This window comes from Alteromonas sp. ABH4_457 (assembly GCF_056160625.1).
Window position 1 is genome coordinate 253136 of record NZ_JBSWXN010000005.1, and the last position, 15477, is coordinate 268612.

Annotated in this window: 16 protein-coding genes; 15 read left to right on the forward strand and 1 reads right to left on the reverse strand. The window is 50.4% G+C overall.

Annotated elements, in window-relative coordinates; all coding sequences use genetic code 11:
- Positions 1-209: 209 nt before the first annotated feature.
- The 15 genes from fliE to flhB all read left to right on the forward strand — a co-directional run bounded on the left by fliE (position 210) and on the right by flhB (position 13638).
- Positions 210-545, forward strand: a complete 336-nt coding sequence (fliE, locus tag ACXAGR_RS13895) for a flagellar hook-basal body complex protein FliE (protein ID WP_119500563.1) — start codon at positions 210-212, stop codon at positions 543-545.
- A gap of 14 nt (positions 546-559) precedes the next feature.
- Positions 560-2263, forward strand: coding sequence for a flagellar basal-body MS-ring/collar protein FliF (fliF, locus tag ACXAGR_RS13900; RefSeq protein ID WP_474851042.1), 1704 nt, complete (start codon positions 560-562; stop codon positions 2261-2263).
- Positions 2264-2274: 11 nt separating this feature from the next.
- Positions 2275-3312, forward strand: coding sequence for a flagellar motor switch protein FliG (fliG, locus tag ACXAGR_RS13905; RefSeq protein WP_119500565.1), 1038 nt, complete (start codon positions 2275-2277; stop codon positions 3310-3312).
- 34 nt (positions 3313-3346) lie between these two features.
- Entirely contained in the window at positions 3347-4129 is a 783-nt protein-coding gene (gene fliH, locus ACXAGR_RS13910; RefSeq protein ID WP_474851043.1) for a flagellar assembly protein FliH, read from the forward strand.
- Complete coding sequence (gene fliI, locus ACXAGR_RS13915; protein ID WP_474851044.1) at positions 4122-5456, forward strand: flagellar protein export ATPase FliI; 1335 nt, start codon at positions 4122-4124, stop codon at positions 5454-5456. Before fliH ends, fliI begins: the two co-directional genes overlap by 8 nt.
- Positions 5457-5461: 5 nt before the next feature.
- Positions 5462-5911, forward strand: coding sequence for a flagellar export protein FliJ (fliJ, locus tag ACXAGR_RS13920; RefSeq protein WP_303574370.1), 450 nt, complete (start codon positions 5462-5464; stop codon positions 5909-5911).
- Between the two features lie 182 nt (positions 5912-6093).
- On the forward strand, positions 6094-8079 hold the full coding sequence (locus ACXAGR_RS13925; protein ID WP_474851045.1) for a flagellar hook-length control protein FliK: 1986 nt from the start codon (positions 6094-6096) through the stop codon (positions 8077-8079).
- An 85-nt stretch (positions 8080-8164) separates the two neighbouring features.
- On the forward strand, positions 8165-8722 hold the full coding sequence (fliL, locus tag ACXAGR_RS13930; RefSeq protein WP_474844665.1) for a flagellar basal body-associated protein FliL: 558 nt from the start codon (positions 8165-8167) through the stop codon (positions 8720-8722).
- 12 nt (positions 8723-8734) lie between these two features.
- A complete protein-coding gene (fliM, locus tag ACXAGR_RS13935) occupies positions 8735-9793 on the forward strand; it encodes a flagellar motor switch protein FliM (protein ID WP_474844666.1) in 1059 nt (352 codons plus the stop codon).
- A gap of 27 nt (positions 9794-9820) precedes the next feature.
- Positions 9821-10228, forward strand: a complete 408-nt coding sequence (gene fliN, locus ACXAGR_RS13940; protein ID WP_119500572.1) for a flagellar motor switch protein FliN — start codon at positions 9821-9823, stop codon at positions 10226-10228.
- Between the two features lie 28 nt (positions 10229-10256).
- The gene (gene fliO, locus ACXAGR_RS13945; RefSeq protein WP_474844845.1) at positions 10257-10676 is read left to right on the forward strand and encodes a flagellar biosynthetic protein FliO; all 420 of its coding nucleotides are present in this window, start codon (positions 10257-10259) and stop codon (positions 10674-10676) included.
- Positions 10663-11430, forward strand: a complete 768-nt coding sequence (gene fliP, locus ACXAGR_RS13950; protein ID WP_303574368.1) for a flagellar type III secretion system pore protein FliP — start codon at positions 10663-10665, stop codon at positions 11428-11430. Before fliO ends, fliP begins: the two co-directional genes overlap by 14 nt.
- A gap of 10 nt (positions 11431-11440) precedes the next feature.
- Entirely contained in the window at positions 11441-11710 is a 270-nt protein-coding gene (gene fliQ, locus ACXAGR_RS13955) for a flagellar biosynthesis protein FliQ (RefSeq protein WP_119500574.1), read from the forward strand.
- A gap of 12 nt (positions 11711-11722) precedes the next feature.
- Positions 11723-12505: a flagellar biosynthetic protein FliR gene (fliR, locus tag ACXAGR_RS13960; RefSeq protein ID WP_474851046.1), complete on the forward strand. Its 783-nt coding sequence runs from the start codon at positions 11723-11725 to the stop codon at positions 12503-12505.
- 8 nt (positions 12506-12513) lie between these two features.
- Positions 12514-13638 carry a flagellar biosynthesis protein FlhB gene (flhB, locus tag ACXAGR_RS13965; protein WP_474851047.1) on the forward strand — a complete coding sequence of 375 codons (1125 nt, stop codon included), beginning with the start codon at positions 12514-12516 and terminating at the stop codon, positions 13636-13638.
- 13 nt (positions 13639-13651) lie between these two features.
- Here flhB and ACXAGR_RS13970 read toward each other — a convergent pair whose 3' ends face one another.
- Entirely contained in the window at positions 13652-15469 is a 1818-nt protein-coding gene (locus ACXAGR_RS13970) for a sensor domain-containing diguanylate cyclase (protein ID WP_474851048.1), read from the reverse strand.
- Between the last annotated feature and the right edge of the window lie 8 nt (positions 15470-15477).

A 15477-nucleotide genomic window follows, 5' to 3' on the forward strand; every position in this document is an offset into this window, starting at 1 on the left:
AAGTGTGTGTTTCACACTAAAGCCTCTTGCCACGGCAGCCGCCGTGGCTTTTTTCGTTTTTCTCTCTTGCCTGTGTCATTAATTTGGCATTCTTTCTAACTTGCTGATTAAATTGAAAAATAAAAGTTGGTATTGCTTTTGCTGTTGTCTGTTTAAGAACCAGTGTCAGACAGCTTTCTGACGATAAGCAATATAATGAGGAGTGGGGTATGGACGTTAAAGCCAACAGTTTGTATCAGGAGATGCAATCAATGATCGGCCAGACTCGTCTGCAGGCTACAGAGATGCCCGAACAGGCACTCGAAGTAAAAAATGCCTCTGCCAGCGATTTTTCAGCCATGTTGAAACAGGCCGTTGAAGGTGTGAACAACATGCAGATGGAATCAAAATCAATGCAACAACGCTTTGAGATGGGCGACCCGTCATTAAGTCTTGCCGAAGTCATGCTGACCAAAGAAAAGGCAGGCATTGCCTTTGAAGCGACCGTACAGGTACGCAACAAGGTGCTGGAAGCTTATAAAACCATCATGAACATGCCGGTGTAGTGGAGTAGTACGTCATGGCCGAAGCAACAGGTACTAACCTGACAGTCAGCGACTCAACCGGCGAAACCGGCGGTTCAGACGCGGAGAATAAATCCGGATTCATGGACACGCTGGGCAGTGCCGACATGGTGCGCCAGATGGCACTGGTCGTTGTACTGGTGATTTGTGTGGCCATCGCCATTTTCATTTTATTGTGGGCACAGGAGCCGGATTTCCGGCCGCTGGCGAAAATGGAAACCGAAGAGCTTATCGAAACACTGGATTACCTGGATGCCAGTCAAATCGAATACAAGCTGGAAGGTAATACTATATATGTGCGCAGCGACGAGTTTCAGGATGTGCGCCTGGGAATGACCCGTCAGGGACTTACCCGTGCAGGAGATGCCGGCACCGATATCATCATGCAGGACATGGGATTCGGTGTATCGCAACGGGTTGAGTTGGAGCGTCTTAAACACGCCCGTGAACAACAGATTGCAGCTACAATCGAAGACATGGCAAGCATTCAGAAAGCCCGTGTTTTACTGGCTATGCCAAAAGAAAACGTGTTTGCCCGCCGGGAAAAGAAAGCCAGTGCTACTGTTGTGCTCACGGCAAAACGTGGCAAAGTGATTGCCGGTGAAGAAGTGGATGCGGTGGTGGATATCGTCGCTTCCGCTGTACAGGGCATGGAGCCGTCACGGGTTACCGTTACAGACAGCAATGGACGTCTGCTGAATTCCGGTTCGCAGGATTCCATGAGCGCACGGGCGCGGAAAGAATATGAAATCGAGCGTCAGCGTGAACAGGAATATCTGGAGAAAATTGACGCCATTCTGATCCCTGTTCTCGGAATTGGTAATTATACGGCGCAGGCTGATATTTCCATGGACTTTACGGCCATGGAGCAAACCCAGCGTACATACAATCCGGACCTTCCTGCTGTACGCAGTGAAATGACCGTAGAATCAAATTCCGTTGGCTCTATCGCCGGCGGTATCCCGGGCGCGCTGAGTAACCAGCCGCCGCTGGAGTCCAATATTCCTGAAAACGCCGTCGGACAGGATGGTCAGTCAGCGCCGGTTCCCGGACGCAGCAACCGCGAGTCCACGAAAAACTATGAGCTGGATACCACCATCAGCCATACCAAAAAGCAAACCGGTGTGATCAGACGTCTCAGCGTGTCTGTGGCGGTGGATCACGATCGTACCGTTGCTGAAGACGGCAGTGTCACTACCGCACCGAAAAGTCAGGAGCAACTGTTAAATATCCGCCGTCTGCTGCAGGGTGGTATAGGATTCGACGTCGCCCGCGGGGATTCTCTGGAAGTCGTCAGTGTACCGTTCACGCGGATGGATGCAGAAGGTGTTGAAGAAGTGCCTTTCTGGGAACGACCGGAAATCTTACCTATACTTAAACTGGTTGTGGGTGGGTTGATCATCATTGTATTGATTATCTTCGTGATAAGACCCATGTTACGTCGTCTTATCAATCCTGATGAATCGAAAGACACCGACGAGTTTGATGCAGATGAAAGTCTCGACCTGGGTGATGACACTATCAGCATGCTGAGTCAGGATTTCGACGAAGCACAGGTTGGCTTCGCGCCGGACGGCTCACTGATGCTGCCGGATCTGCATAAAGATGAAGATGTTCTTAAAGCCGTGCGCGCGCTGGTGGCCAATGAGCCGGAGCTGTCTGCACAGGTTGTTAAGGGCTGGTTGACACTGGATGATTAAGGTTCAACGTAATGCCTGATGAAATGGCTCAAAGCGAACAAAGTTACGATATCAGTAAATTAGAAGGGGTGGAGAAAGCTGCCATCCTGTTACTGAGCTTATCGGAAGAAGATGCCGCGCAAATTTTAAAACACCTGGAGCCGAAGCAAGTGCAGAAGCTCGGTGGTGAGATGGCAAAAATTGAAGACATGACACAGCCGAAAATTACGGCGGTGCATAAGCATTTCATCGAAGAAATTCAGAATTACAGTACCATCGGATTCCAGAGCCAGGACTTCGTTAAACGGGCGCTGACTGCGGCATTAGGTGAAGATAAAGCGGCAAACCTGATTGACCAAATCCTCATGGGCAGTGGTGCTAAAGGACTGGATTCTCTCAAATGGATGGACTCCAAACAGGTTGCCAGCATCATCCGGAACGAGCACCCCCAGATCCAGACCATTGTATTGTCTTACCTTGAGCCGGAGCAAAGTGCCGAGATTTTGTCTCAGTTCCCGGAAAAAGTGCGTCTCGATTTGTTAATGCGTATCGCCAATCTGGAAGAAGTGCAGCCGGCGGCACTGCAGGAGCTGAACGAGATCATGGAGAAACAGTTTGCCGGTCAGGCTGGTACTCAGGCAGCGAAAATGGGCGGCCTGAAGTCTGCTGCCGATATCATGAACTACCTCGATACCTCCATTGAAGGTCAGTTGATGGATGCAATCCGTGAACAGGATGAGGAAATGAGCCAGCAGATCCAGGATCTTATGTTCGTCTTCGATAACCTGATTGATGTGGATGAGAGAGGTATTCAGGCCATCCTTCGCGAGGTTAATCAGGATTCACTGCTCAAAGCGATTAAAGGTGCTGACGAAGAGCTTAAAAACAAAATCACCGGTAACATGTCCAAACGTGCTGCTGAAATGCTGCTGGATGATCTCGAAGCACTGGGGCCGGTTCGCTTGTCTGAAGTGGAAACTGCGCAAAAAGAAATTCTGTCTGTTGCCAGACGTCTGGCTGACTCCGGTGAAATTATGCTGGGCGGCGGCGGCGGTGAAGAATTCCTGTGATAAGTGCTTGTGCAGTTAACGGGTGCCAGATTGTATGAGTGATAATTCAACACCAGACGACGAATTTAACGAGGCTAAATCCTGGGATTTGCCGTTTTTGTCTGACGAAAAAACAACACAGGATTTACAACGCACCAATGCGCTGAATCGTCGCAGTGACTGGAAATATGAACCTCCGGAGCCGGAAGAAGAAGAGATCCTGCCTCCTACTGCCGAAGAAATTGAAGCCATCCGTCAGTCAGCCCATGATGAGGGCTACAACGAAGGCAAGCAAACCGGCTTTGAGGAAGGCAAAACGCAGGGGTATACCGAAGGCAAAGAGCAGGGCCATGGTGAAGGTCTGGAGGCCGGCAAAGCCGAAGGTCTCGAGGCTGCTCAGGCTGAAATAGATGCACTGGCAGCAAACTGGACATCACTGGCAGATAATCTCACTGCGCCGTTATCTCAGGTGAATGATGATACCCGTAAACAACTGGTCAGGCTGGCTGTATCACTGGCAAGGGCAGTGATCCGCACCGAAGTGAAAACCGGTGAAGACGCTATTTTGCAGGCGCTGGCAGAAGGATTAAAAGCCCTGCCGGTGAACGAAACCCGTTATCACATCACCATGCACCCCGACGACATACAGATGGTCACAGAGCATTACGGAAAAGACACGGTAGAGCAGAAAGGCTGGCAGTTTATTGAATCACCGGCAATGTCCCGTGGCGGCTGCGATATTACCACCCAACAGAATGCTGTTGATGTGTCTGTAGAACGCCGCTGCAAAGACATACTTAACAAATTCCTCCTCGACCGGGGGCTTTCAGATGACTAGTCCCTGGGGCAGTTATTTTGAAGATCTTGTCGACCAGATCCCTCAGCCTCCCGTGGTTGCCGCCGGAAAACTGGTTCGTGGTATTGGCCTCACCCTTGAAGCCGTCGGCTGTCAGCTGCCTGTTGGCAGTCAGTGTATGGTACAGACCATTGAAGGGGAAATTGAAGCTGAAGTCGTTGGTTTCGGCGACGATATCACCTATCTGATGCCCACTGAAGCGGTGCGCGGGATTGTACCCGGTTCGAGGGTGTTGCCGCTAAACCGTGAAAGTGGTCTGGCTGTGGGTATGGGTCTGCTTGGTCGTGTGGTCGACGGTAATGGTCAGCCTCTTGACGGATTAGGACCGGTAATAACTGACACCCGCGTACCTACTATCAAGCCGCCTATCAACCCGCTGACACGCCGGCCCATCTCTGAACCTATGGATGTGGGCGTACGCGCAATTAACGCATTGAACACAGTAGGCGTAGGCCAGCGGATGGGGCTGTTTGCCGGATCCGGTGTGGGTAAATCGGTGTTGCTGGGCATGATGACCCGTGGTTGTGAAGCTGATGTGGTGGTCGTGGGTCTTGTGGGAGAACGGGGCCGTGAGGTTAAAGAGTTTATCCACGATATCCTTACTGAAGAGGAACGTCAGCGCGCCGTGGTTGTGGCTGCACCGGCAGACACCTCACCGTTAATGCGCCTGAAAGGCTGTGAAACAGCCGTGACGATTGCTGAGTATTTCCGCGACCAGGGCATGAACGTATTGCTGCTGATTGATTCTCTGACCCGTTATGCCATGGCGCAACGGGAAATCGCCCTCGCCGTAGGCGAACCCCCGGCAACTAAAGGCTATCCGCCCTCTGTGTTTGCACGCTTACCGGCACTGGTTGAGCGTGCCGGTAATGGCAGTGCCGGTCAGGGCTCAATCACTGCTTTCTATACAGTTTTAACCGAAGGCGACGATTTACAGGATCCCATTGCCGATGCGGCCAGAGCTATTCTTGACGGTCACGTGGTGTTGTCTCGTACGCTGGCCGACAGTGGTCATTATCCGGCAATTGATATTGAAGCGTCTATCAGCCGGGTGATGCCCATGGTGACCAGTGACGAGCATTTACAGCAGGCGCGGCGTATCCGTCAGGTGTATTCCACGTACAAGCAAAACCGCGATCTTATTTCTATCGGAGCCTATGCGAAAGGCTCTGATCCCCGAATTGATCTCGCTATCCGTGCGGAACCGGCTATTAATGCATTCCTGCAGCAAGGTATGAAAAACGTTTTGCCCTATGATGAGTGTCTGCAGGGCATGTCGGCACTGGCCGGCGGATTAGGTAAAGGGTAAGGTCAATGAGTCAGCTGGCACTGGTTGCAAAATTCGAACTGGAAAAAGAGCAGAAAGCTGCGCAGCAGTTTCAGCTTGCTCAACAGCACGTTACTCAACAGCGTCAAAAACTCAGCAATTTGCAGCAGTACCGTCTTGATTATGTCCGTCAAATTCAGGCAACCGGTAAAGGTGGCGTGGCGGCGAAAGCTTACCATCAGCATTTGTCGTTTGTCGGTAAGCTGGATAAAGCCTGTCAGCAGCAAATGAATGTGATTTCTCAGGCATCACTGGTCGCTGAGCAGCGAAAACGGGCCTGGCTGGAGCAGCAAAAGCGCCGTAAAGCGGTGGATATGCTCATCGACAAAAAAGCACAGGAAGCACAGCGTATTGAAGCCCGCCGCGAACAGCAAATGCTTGATGAATATGCCTCTCAGAAATTCTACAGAAATCAATTAACTAAATCTCCATTCTAACTACCGGTGCCTCTGTTCAGGTATGAATAAGCCCGGCGGGGCCGTAATTAATTTCCTCTTTAAAGTCTGAAACCGGCGACCTGGAACAGGTTTTGCGTAGTTGTAAACGTGAAAGTAACTAGCCCGCAAATACCACTGTTTTTTGACAGAAATACGGGGTTTCCGGGAAGAGGATTAAGATTATGATGCAACAAGTTGCCACTCAGCGTTCAGAAATTGCCGCTTTGCCGATAGATATCGATACATCCGCCGGAGTATCGACGTCTGACGGACAGCAGCAGGCTTTTGCTGATGTGTTTAACCGCGCTGCCACACCGGCAGAGCAGGCAAGAAAATCTTCTTCTGCCAGTCAGCGTCCTGACAATACTACAGATGCCAAATCCGCTGACAGTAAACGCAGTGTCTCCTCCCGTGATTCACAAACAAGCCGTGAGCCCATGGAACGGAATAAAAACCATGTGGCAGACGAACACAAAGTGACTGGTTCTGCGCAAACTGCGGCGAAACAATCTGCGAAAGAAAAGGCAGACGTTGAGAAAAGTAATGCATCTGAAAACGGTGACGCAAATGCCGCTGTAGCAGCAGAGGCTGAGTCAGAAACAAACGTGGAAAGCACCGCCTCTGCAGATACGCAGAGTGCCACTGACGAATCCGGTGATGCCACAGACTGGCTGTCTTTTGTTGATGCCGTGCGGCGTCTGAACGAAGGTGAACTTAACACCGGTGCACAGGTAGAAGGTGATGTCACTCTGGCTACCAGTGTTGAAGCGTTGCCGGAGGAACTGCACCTTGACGCATTGATCAGCGGCGAAGAACTGTTAGCCGGTAACGGCAATGATGAGCTTGAAGCGTTGATCGCCAGCTTGAAAGAGGCGCAAAAAACGCAATCCGGAACGGGTGAAAGCAATGAAGTTGACGGCAGTGAGTCATTACAGGCCCTTGCTGATGCCCTCACCGAAGCCGCCAATGCGCTGATTGCCGCACAGGAAGAGGAAAGCGCTGCCGCCGGGGATGCAGAAATCTCAGATGAAGAGGCAATGAAGCTGGCTGCCGCCATGATTGCTGCTATGAATAAGGCGTCAGGCAAAGGTGTGAACAAAGCGGCCTCAGAGAATGCTGAAAATGCCGGACTGACTGAAAGTGAACTGGAAGCAGAAGCTGCCTTGCTGGTTTCTCTGATGAAAGCAGAAATGAGCGGCGAATCCGGTGCGGATAATCAACAAAGCGGGAAAGAACAGCAAACACTGAACAACAGTGCATCTGCGAATGCTGAAGCGGGTATTGTCGCACAAAGTGCAGCCGGCGAGTTTGCCAAAATGCTGGCGTCATCATCAGAAGAATCACAGACACTGGTGACAGACAACCTGGCTGATAAGGTGGTGGCTATGTTACCCGATAACGCCAGTGAAGGTCAGAAAGCAGAGGTAAAACAAGGCGTCATCGACGCTGTTAAGCAGTTTCAGGCTCAGTTGCAAAGCGGCAGTGAACAACAATCAGCGCTGGAAGCGATGATTGCCGGTGCCATAGAAGAAGCCGGGGTGGCGCCGGTGGAGAACCTTGAGGTCATGCTGCAAACTGAAATGAGACAACTCACTGCCATTACAGGGACCGCTTCGCAACTGGCGCAGGGCACCACAGTGACAGCTCTGGCATCACTTCATTCGGGCTCAGATACTACCGTAGCTGATATTCAGCAGGCCCGGACTGAACGGTCAGCCGCTCAACAGGTCGCTGATGCAGACAAGCCGGTGAATATTCATCAACCGGAAGGTCAGCAGCAACTGGCTGAGAAAGTACGCTGGATGGTCAATGCCAGAAATTCCATGGCGGAAATCCGCCTCGATCCGCCGGAATTGGGCAGCATGCAGGTGCGGGTGAATGTATCCGGTGACGCAGCGACGGTAAACTTTGTCGTACAGTCAGCGCAGGCCAGAGATGCTCTGGCTCAGGCCGAGCCACGGCTGCGTGAAATGCTGGCAGAGCAGGGAATTAATCTGGGTGAATCTTTTGTCAGTCAGCAACAACAAGGCGGCAACGGTGAAGGTGGTGAAGGCAGTCAGCAGGGGGGCGGAAATGGCCAGCTTGCACAGGAAGCCGGCGAAGACACACAAGTAACAGAACAATCGCTTACCCGCCAGGCACAGGGCGGAATTGATGACTATGCTTAACCATGAGCAGACATACGCAATGGTTATTGCCAATTGTCTGTAATTCACCATAATACTCGCCAAAATGGTTAACGGGGAAAGCGCAATGGCTGATGAAGAGTTACAAATCGAAGAAGAAGGTGGCGGCAAGAAAAGTAAGATGATGTTGATCATCATTATTGCTGTGGTATTGATTGGTGGCGGTGCCGGCGCTTATTTCTTTCTGTTTGCCGGTGGTGATGAGCCTGCAGCAGAAGCATTAGCTGAAGATGAAGAGGGCGCAGCCGCCGAAGGTGAAGGCGAAGCACCGGAAGCTGCTCCGGCATCAGGTTCAGCGGAAGTGGGAACAGCCTTGTATGTTGCTTTACCGCAACCCTTACTGTTCCATATTCCGGGCAGTGGCCGTGAGCGTACGGTACAGATTAAAATTCAGTTGCTGGTCAGGGGCACTGATAATGAAGAAACTGCGAAAGTGAATATTCCGCTTATCCAGGGGCGTTTATTGCAGGTATTCAGTAGCAGTAATGCCGATGATCTGGTCACAGAAGCAGGTAAAATCGAATTGCGGGAAAAAGCCCTTGAAGAAGTACAGTCGGCCATGAAGGAATATACAGGGTCAGAAGTGGTTGAACAGGTATTGTTCACAGGTTTCGTGATGCAATAACGGGTTATCACAGTGAGCGATTTATTATCACAAGACGAAATTGACGCGCTCTTACACGGTGTCGATGATGTCGAAGAAGAAGATGTATCGGACGCACCCTCCGACAGATCTGCGCTGGAATATGATTTCTCCTCGCAGGACCGGATTGTACGTGGCCGTATGCCAACGCTGGAAATTGTTAACGAGCGTTTTGCCCGGCATTTGCGGGTGAGCTTGTTTAACATGATGCGACGGTCTGCCGAAGTCTCTATTAACGGCATCCAGATGATCAAATTCGGCGAATACATTCACACGCTGTTTGTACCCACGAGTCTGAACATGGTGCGCTTCCGTCCGTTGAAAGGAACGGGGCTCATCACCATGGAAGCCCGGCTGGTGTTTATTCTGGTGGATAACTTCTTCGGTGGTGATGGCCGCTATCATGCGAAAATCGAAGGTCGCGAATTTACGCCTACTGAACGGCGTATTATTCAGATGTTGCTGAAAATTATTTTCGAAGATTACAAAGAAGCCTGGGCGCCGGTCATGGATGTCTCTTTTGAGTATCTGGATTCTGAAGTTAACCCGGCCATGGCTAACATTGTCAGCCCCACGGAAGTGGTGGTTATCAGTTCTTTCCACATAGAACTGGACGGCGGCGGTGGTGACTTCCACGTGTCGTTGCCCTATTCCATGCTGGAACCTATTCGTGAATTACTCGATGCCGGTGTGCAATCTGATAAAGAAGACACCGATTTACGCTGGAGTAAGGCACTGCGTGACGAAATCCTTGACGTAAAAGTGGCATTAACTACGCATATGCTGGATGTGGACGTGCCTCTGCGTCAAATTATGGAATTTAAAGCCGGGGATATCATTCCGGTGGAAATGCCGGAGCACATTACTGTGCTGATCGAAGATCTCCCCACGTTCCGGGCTAAGCTCGGACGCTCCAGAGATGCGCTGGCACTGAAGATTTCCGATAAGATCCCGCGTCCGACGTCGGTGAAATCGGAACTGCAATTATTAACCCGCGGCGGGCGCGTTATTGATAACGACGCTGAGCTGCAAGTACTTGAAGAAGATCTGTAGTGACGATCTTAGTAAGAGGGCAAAGTCATGAGTGATAATGACGGAATGGACGACTGGGCCGCAGCCATGGCCGAGCAGGCTGATGCTGAAGCGGGCGAAGGTGAAGGTGGCGATGACGTTCAGGTTGCTGAATTAGATGAGCTGACCGATGATGCGCCGATTACTCAGGAAGAGAAAAAGAAACTCGATACCATTTTAGATATTCCTGTGACCATTTCTATGGAAGTGGGACGCAGCCAGATAAGCATCCGTAACCTGCTACAATTGAACCAGGGTTCCGTGGTCGAGCTGGACAGGGTGGCCGGTGAACCACTGGATGTTCTGGTAAATGGCACGTTGATTGCTCATGGAGAGGTAGTAGTGGTCAACGATAAGTTTGGTATTCGGTTAACGGATGTTATCAGTCAAATCGAGAGAATCAAAAAGCTTCGCTAAAACGCTTTCTAAAACAGGGGGTTGCATTCTGCTGCCCCTGTTATTTAGCCATCAGGCCTGTGCTCAAAGCACCCAGTCAATAACTAATCCCACGTCTGTACTGTCAATTTTCCTGTCATTGCTGGTGGTTGTCGGCATTATATTTTCCCTCGCCTGGCTTATGCGCCGGTTTAATGTCACTCATGCTGCGAATGGGCAGATGAAAGTGGTTGCCAGCATGATGGCCGGTGCCAAAGAGCGCATTATGGTTATTCAGGTGGGTGACGAGCAGCATCTCATCGGCGTTACTGCTCACAACATCAATCATCTCAGTAAACTGGAAACGCCATTAGCACCTGCCGGAAACGGACAGGAGAATAACGGTGCCGATTTTCGTCAGAAGCTGGTTAAAGCTATGGCTGGCGCCATGAATCCGGCAGTGAAAGGAGAGGGCAATGATAAACAATAAATGGTTATGCCGTTTTCTGACACTCTGTCCGGTGTTATTTCTTCTGGCTCTGCCTGCCAGTGCCCAGCAGGGGATTTCTGCTGTCACTGTGACCACCAATGCGGACGGCACGCAGGATTATTCAATGACGTTGCAGGCATTGTTCATCATGTCTGCGCTGAGCCTTATTCCTGCGTTTATTATGATGATGACGTCTTTTACCCGCATTATCGTAGTATTATCCATTCTCCGTCAGGCCATCGGCCTGCAACAGTCTCCTTCCAATCAAATTCTTATCGGCGTGAGCCTGTTTCTGTCTATGTTTATCATGACGCCGGTGTTTGAAGAGGTAAACGAGCGCGCCCTGCAACCTTATCTGAACGAGGAAATGACCTCCCGCCAGGCGCTGGAAGAAGCAGCAGAACCCATGCGGGCGTTTATGTTGTCACAAACCCGGGTGAAAGATCTGGAAACCTTTGTCCGTATTGCCGGCGATGAAGACAAGTATGATGAACCTGCAGATGTGCCGCTGACCATTCTTATCCCGTCATTCGTGACCAGCGAGCTGAAAACCGCATTTCAAATCGGCTTCATGTTGTTTATTCCTTTCCTCATTATCGACCTGGTCGTGGCATCCATTCTTATGGCGATGGGTATGATGATGCTGTCGCCGATGATTGTTTCACTGCCCTTCAAATTAATGCTGTTTGTACTGGTGGATGGCTGGAATCTGATATTCGGCACCCTGGCAACCAGTTTCGGCATGGGCGTTTAGGAGACAACACATGACACCTGAAGTCTTTGTTCAGATTCTCCGTGAATCCATGTTTATGGTTATCCTGCTGGTGTCTGCGGTGATTGTGCCCAGCATGATTGTGGGTCTGATTGTGGCAGTATTTCAGGCGGCCACATCAATTAACGAACAGACAATGAGTTTCCTGCCCAGACTTATCGTGACCTTGCTGGCTCTGGCGTGGGGAGGTAACTGGCTGGTGGAGCAACTGATGGACTTTACCTTTCATATGGTCAATCAAATCCCTCAGGTCGTCGGGTAAAGGTTACGTTCCGTGAACGTGGATTTATCTACCATTAATCAGTTTCTGGCTGATATGTTGCTGCCGTTTATGCGCATCAGCGGCATGTTTACAGCCATGATTGGATTAAGTGCCAAATCTATCCCCCAGTCGGTGAGAGCCCTGCTGGCTATCTTTCTGACCCTGGTGATTATGCCGGTCGTTAAACCGGTACCCGTGGACGATTTGGTCGGCGTAGGATCTTTTCTGATGGTTATTCAGCAGTTGCTGATTGGAATCGCCATCGGGTTTATTTCTATGATGGTCCTGAACACCTTTGTTCTGGCAGGTCAGATCATCGCCATGCAAACCGGTCTGGGGTTCGCCTCCATTGTCGACCCGGTAAACGGAATTAACGTGCCGGCAGTCGGTCAGTTTTACCTGATCCTGGCGACGTTACTGTTCTGGACCGTTGACGGCCATCTTGCCATGATCCAGATGATTGTTATCAGCTTTGATGCATTTCCCATCGGCGAAGCCTGGTGGACAGCAGATCAGTTCCGCGATATCGCAGAATGGGGCGGCTGGATGTTTGTGTCTGCGATTACGTTATCGCTGGCGCCCATCGTTTCACTACTGATCGTGAATCTTGCGTTCGGGGTGATGACTAAAGCATCGCCACAGTTAAATATTTTCAGCATTGGTTTTTCCATTGCGCAAATCATGGGGTTAATCATTATCTGGATTACCCTCGATAACTTTACGTCCCACTTTGCCACCCAGTGGCAACGTGCTCAGCAATTCATGTGCGAGTTGCTGATGATCTGTCCCGTGTGAGGTAGACGATGGCTGACGAACAGGAAAAAACAGAAGACCCCACGGGGAAAAAACTCGACGACGCACGAAAAAAAGGCCAGCTGGCCCGGTCCAGAGAGTTATCTACGACACTGGTTCTGGTGGTCAGTGGCGTCATGTTTCTTGTCATGGGAGGCACCATCGCACAGGCTATTTTCGGCATGATGAAAAACATGTTCCAGCTTTCCCGCGACCAAACCTATGACGCAACTCACATGTTTGGAGCCTGGGTTTACGGTTTTTCTGCGGTGGCAGCGCCTGTTTTACTGTACATGGTCGTGGCGATGGCCGCCGGTATTTACGGCTCTATTGCGCTGGGCGGATACAATTTCACCTGGGAATCGGCGTCGCCGAAAATGAATAAGCTGAATCCGCTAAACGGCTTTAAGCGCATGTTCGGTATTAATGGCCTGGTGGAACTGCTCAAGTCCATTGCTAAGTTCTTTGTAATCGGTGCCATGGCGCTGGTGTCATTAACGTACTTTCAGGATGAAGCACTGCATCTTGACCTTGAGCTGTACCCGAATAATTTGTTCCACGCACTGAATATGCTCGAATGGGCGTTTTTCCTGCTGACACTGGGCATGATCCCCATCGCTATTTTTGATGTGCCGTACCAGCTGTACAAGCACAACAAAGAAATGAAAATGTCAAAGCAGGAGGTGAAAGACGAACGTAAAAATGCCGAGGGTGATCCTCAGGTGAAAGGACGTATACGTCGCCTGCAATATCAGGCAGCAGCCCGCCGGATGATGCAGGAAGTACCGAAAGCGGATGTGGTTGTGACTAACCCGACGCACTATTCCGTGGCGCTTAAATACGATGATAATGGCGGCAGAGCGCCTGTGGTGGTAGCAAAAGGGATTGATGAACTTGCCATGCACATCCGTAAAATTGCCGGTGCCCATGAAGTGCCTGTTGTGCCGTCACCCATGCTGGCAAGGGCTATTTATTATTCCACTGAAGTTGAGCACGAAATTCCCCACAAATTGTTCATGGCGGTGGCACAGGTACTGGCGTATGTGTATCAGTTGCGGGCATTTAAGGCGGGTAAAGGCAAACGGCCTAAACCACTTAAGAAAGACTTGCCGATCCCACCTGAACTCAGACGGTAAACCCGTCAGTACTTTAATCTACAGTAATGATGGCGTCGCGGCCTTTTTCTTTGGCCTGATATAATGCTTTGTCGATGGCTTCCAGTTCTGCGGCCATCGTATCCGGTCCGGTAACGTATCCTATCCCGCCGGATACCGTGAGCGGGCCCAATGCATAGGGAAGCGCATTACCTGCCGCTTTCAGGGCTGCTCTGAATTTGTCTGTAGCAGCTTTTGCCTCTGTAATATCCGCATCAGGAAATATGAGTAAAAATTCTTCACCGCCTATTCTGCCTGTAATATCGGTTTTTCTGAAATTGTCTCTGACCAGAGCACCAAAGGTACGTAATACTTCATCACCGGCAGCATGACCAAAATTATCATTTACCTGTTTGAATAAATCGATATCGAGAAGGGCGACAGCAAGCTTTTTGCCGCAGGCCCCGGCGATGTCAGCCTGTTCTTCCAGTAATTTAAAGGTATGCTGGCGGTTTAGCAGAGATGTCAGGCTGTCAGTCATCGCAATCTGTTCCAGTTTATGCTGATACCTGGCGCGCTTTTTCTGCAAAATAACCAGTGCCACGCACAGACTGAAAAGCAAAACGAGCGCCGATATCATAAAGAAGCCCCGCTGACGCTCTGTTTTAATCCGCAATTCCTGAGCTTTTGTCATCGCTTTGAGGGCGGCATTTTCCTGACTTTTCTTATCAACGTCGAAAAGAGTCTGCAGTTTGAAAAGCTTCTCAGCACTGATTTCATTCAGGCGTTTTACTTGTTTATTGCGTGCGTCTTCAAGAGTTTGATAAGCCTCGCTGTAGTTGCCTAACGCCGCCTGAATTCTTGATTCCAGTAACCGTGACTCAATCATTTCTTTGGGCGTAGCGGATGCGGAGATCGTTTCTGCGCGGGCCAGAGTATCCAGTGCGGTGCCGAAGTTGCCGGTATGATAATGGGCATTTGATAAGCCCCGTAAAATGTCCCCGTAATACTGTTCCGACGGCAGTACTTCCTGAATCGCTGTTAAGTGCTGGTAAATAGCCAGTGCCTCTGCAAAGGCTTTCTTTTTCATCAGCCTGTCAGCGTCAAGAAGTTGTAATTCAACCTGTGCGTTTTTGTCTGCCAGTTCACGGGCAATGGTCATCGCTTCGTCAAAGTAACGCTGCCCTGCAATTTCGTCGCCCGTTGAGAAGTAAGAAAGAGCAAGCTTGTGTAACAGGTTTTGCTGATTAACCCGGTTGTGCCTGGCGATGGCAAATTCCAGTGCCTCCTGCAAATAGGGAAGGGCATTGTCGTACTGTTCAGCCTGCTGAAATACCGATGCAATAAGACCGGCTATGTGAGCAGGCGGGATTTGAGTAGCGTTCTCCGATGCAATTCTGTGGGCAATGATCAGCTTTGTCAGCGCGGCCTCACGATTTTGTAATGATTGCTGAATTAATCCTTCTGTCATCAATGCACCTATGTACAGCTGGGTGACAGTCTGCTGCTGTGCCCACTCTCTGACGACAGCAACATAATGCAGCGCCAGTACCTGGCGCTCTGTTTTTTCGTAAAGTTGCGATTTTTGCAGCAGTAAACGGTGATAGAGCAACGGTTCGCCTATTTGATCTACGTTTTCAAGCCCCTGTTCCAGAAGAGACTCTGAGCGGCTGAAATCACCCAGTTTCATGTAAAAGTACGACAGCAGATATTGAATAGTGGCAGGCGTATATTCGGGCAGGACATCATCAAGCATCTCTTCCAGACCGAGCACGGTTTCCTGCGGGTGCTGATGAAAAGACTTAATGACGCGGATAACCGCATCGTCGGGCGCAGATACCTGTGCCGGTACCGCAAAGGTGCAATCAGACATAAATATCA

What these genes read in the sequence shown, in the direction of transcription:
- fliE (WP_119500563.1), top strand. Translation starts at nt 210, where the DNA reads ATGGACGTTAAAGCCAACAGTTTGTATCAGGAGATGCAATCAATGATC.
- fliF (WP_474851042.1), top strand. Translation starts at nt 560, where the DNA reads ATGGCCGAAGCAACAGGTACTAACCTGACAGTCAGCGACTCAACCGGC.
- fliG (WP_119500565.1), top strand. Translation starts at nt 2,275, where the DNA reads ATGCCTGATGAAATGGCTCAAAGCGAACAAAGTTACGATATCAGTAAA.
- fliH (WP_474851043.1), top strand. Translation starts at nt 3,347, where the DNA reads ATGAGTGATAATTCAACACCAGACGACGAATTTAACGAGGCTAAATCC.
- fliI (WP_474851044.1), top strand. Translation starts at nt 4,122, where the DNA reads ATGACTAGTCCCTGGGGCAGTTATTTTGAAGATCTTGTCGACCAGATC.
- fliJ (WP_303574370.1), top strand. Translation starts at nt 5,462, where the DNA reads ATGAGTCAGCTGGCACTGGTTGCAAAATTCGAACTGGAAAAAGAGCAG.
- ACXAGR_RS13925 (WP_474851045.1), top strand. Translation starts at nt 6,094, where the DNA reads ATGATGCAACAAGTTGCCACTCAGCGTTCAGAAATTGCCGCTTTGCCG.
- fliL (WP_474844665.1), top strand. Translation starts at nt 8,165, where the DNA reads ATGGCTGATGAAGAGTTACAAATCGAAGAAGAAGGTGGCGGCAAGAAA.
- fliN (WP_119500572.1), top strand. Translation starts at nt 9,821, where the DNA reads ATGAGTGATAATGACGGAATGGACGACTGGGCCGCAGCCATGGCCGAG.
- fliP (WP_303574368.1), top strand. Translation starts at nt 10,663, where the DNA reads ATGATAAACAATAAATGGTTATGCCGTTTTCTGACACTCTGTCCGGTG.
- fliQ (WP_119500574.1), top strand. Translation starts at nt 11,441, where the DNA reads ATGACACCTGAAGTCTTTGTTCAGATTCTCCGTGAATCCATGTTTATG.
- flhB (WP_474851047.1), top strand. Translation starts at nt 12,514, where the DNA reads ATGGCTGACGAACAGGAAAAAACAGAAGACCCCACGGGGAAAAAACTC.
- ACXAGR_RS13970 (WP_474851048.1), bottom strand. Translation starts at nt 15,469, where the DNA reads ATGTCTGATTGCACCTTTGCGGTACCGGCACAGGTATCTGCGCCCGAC.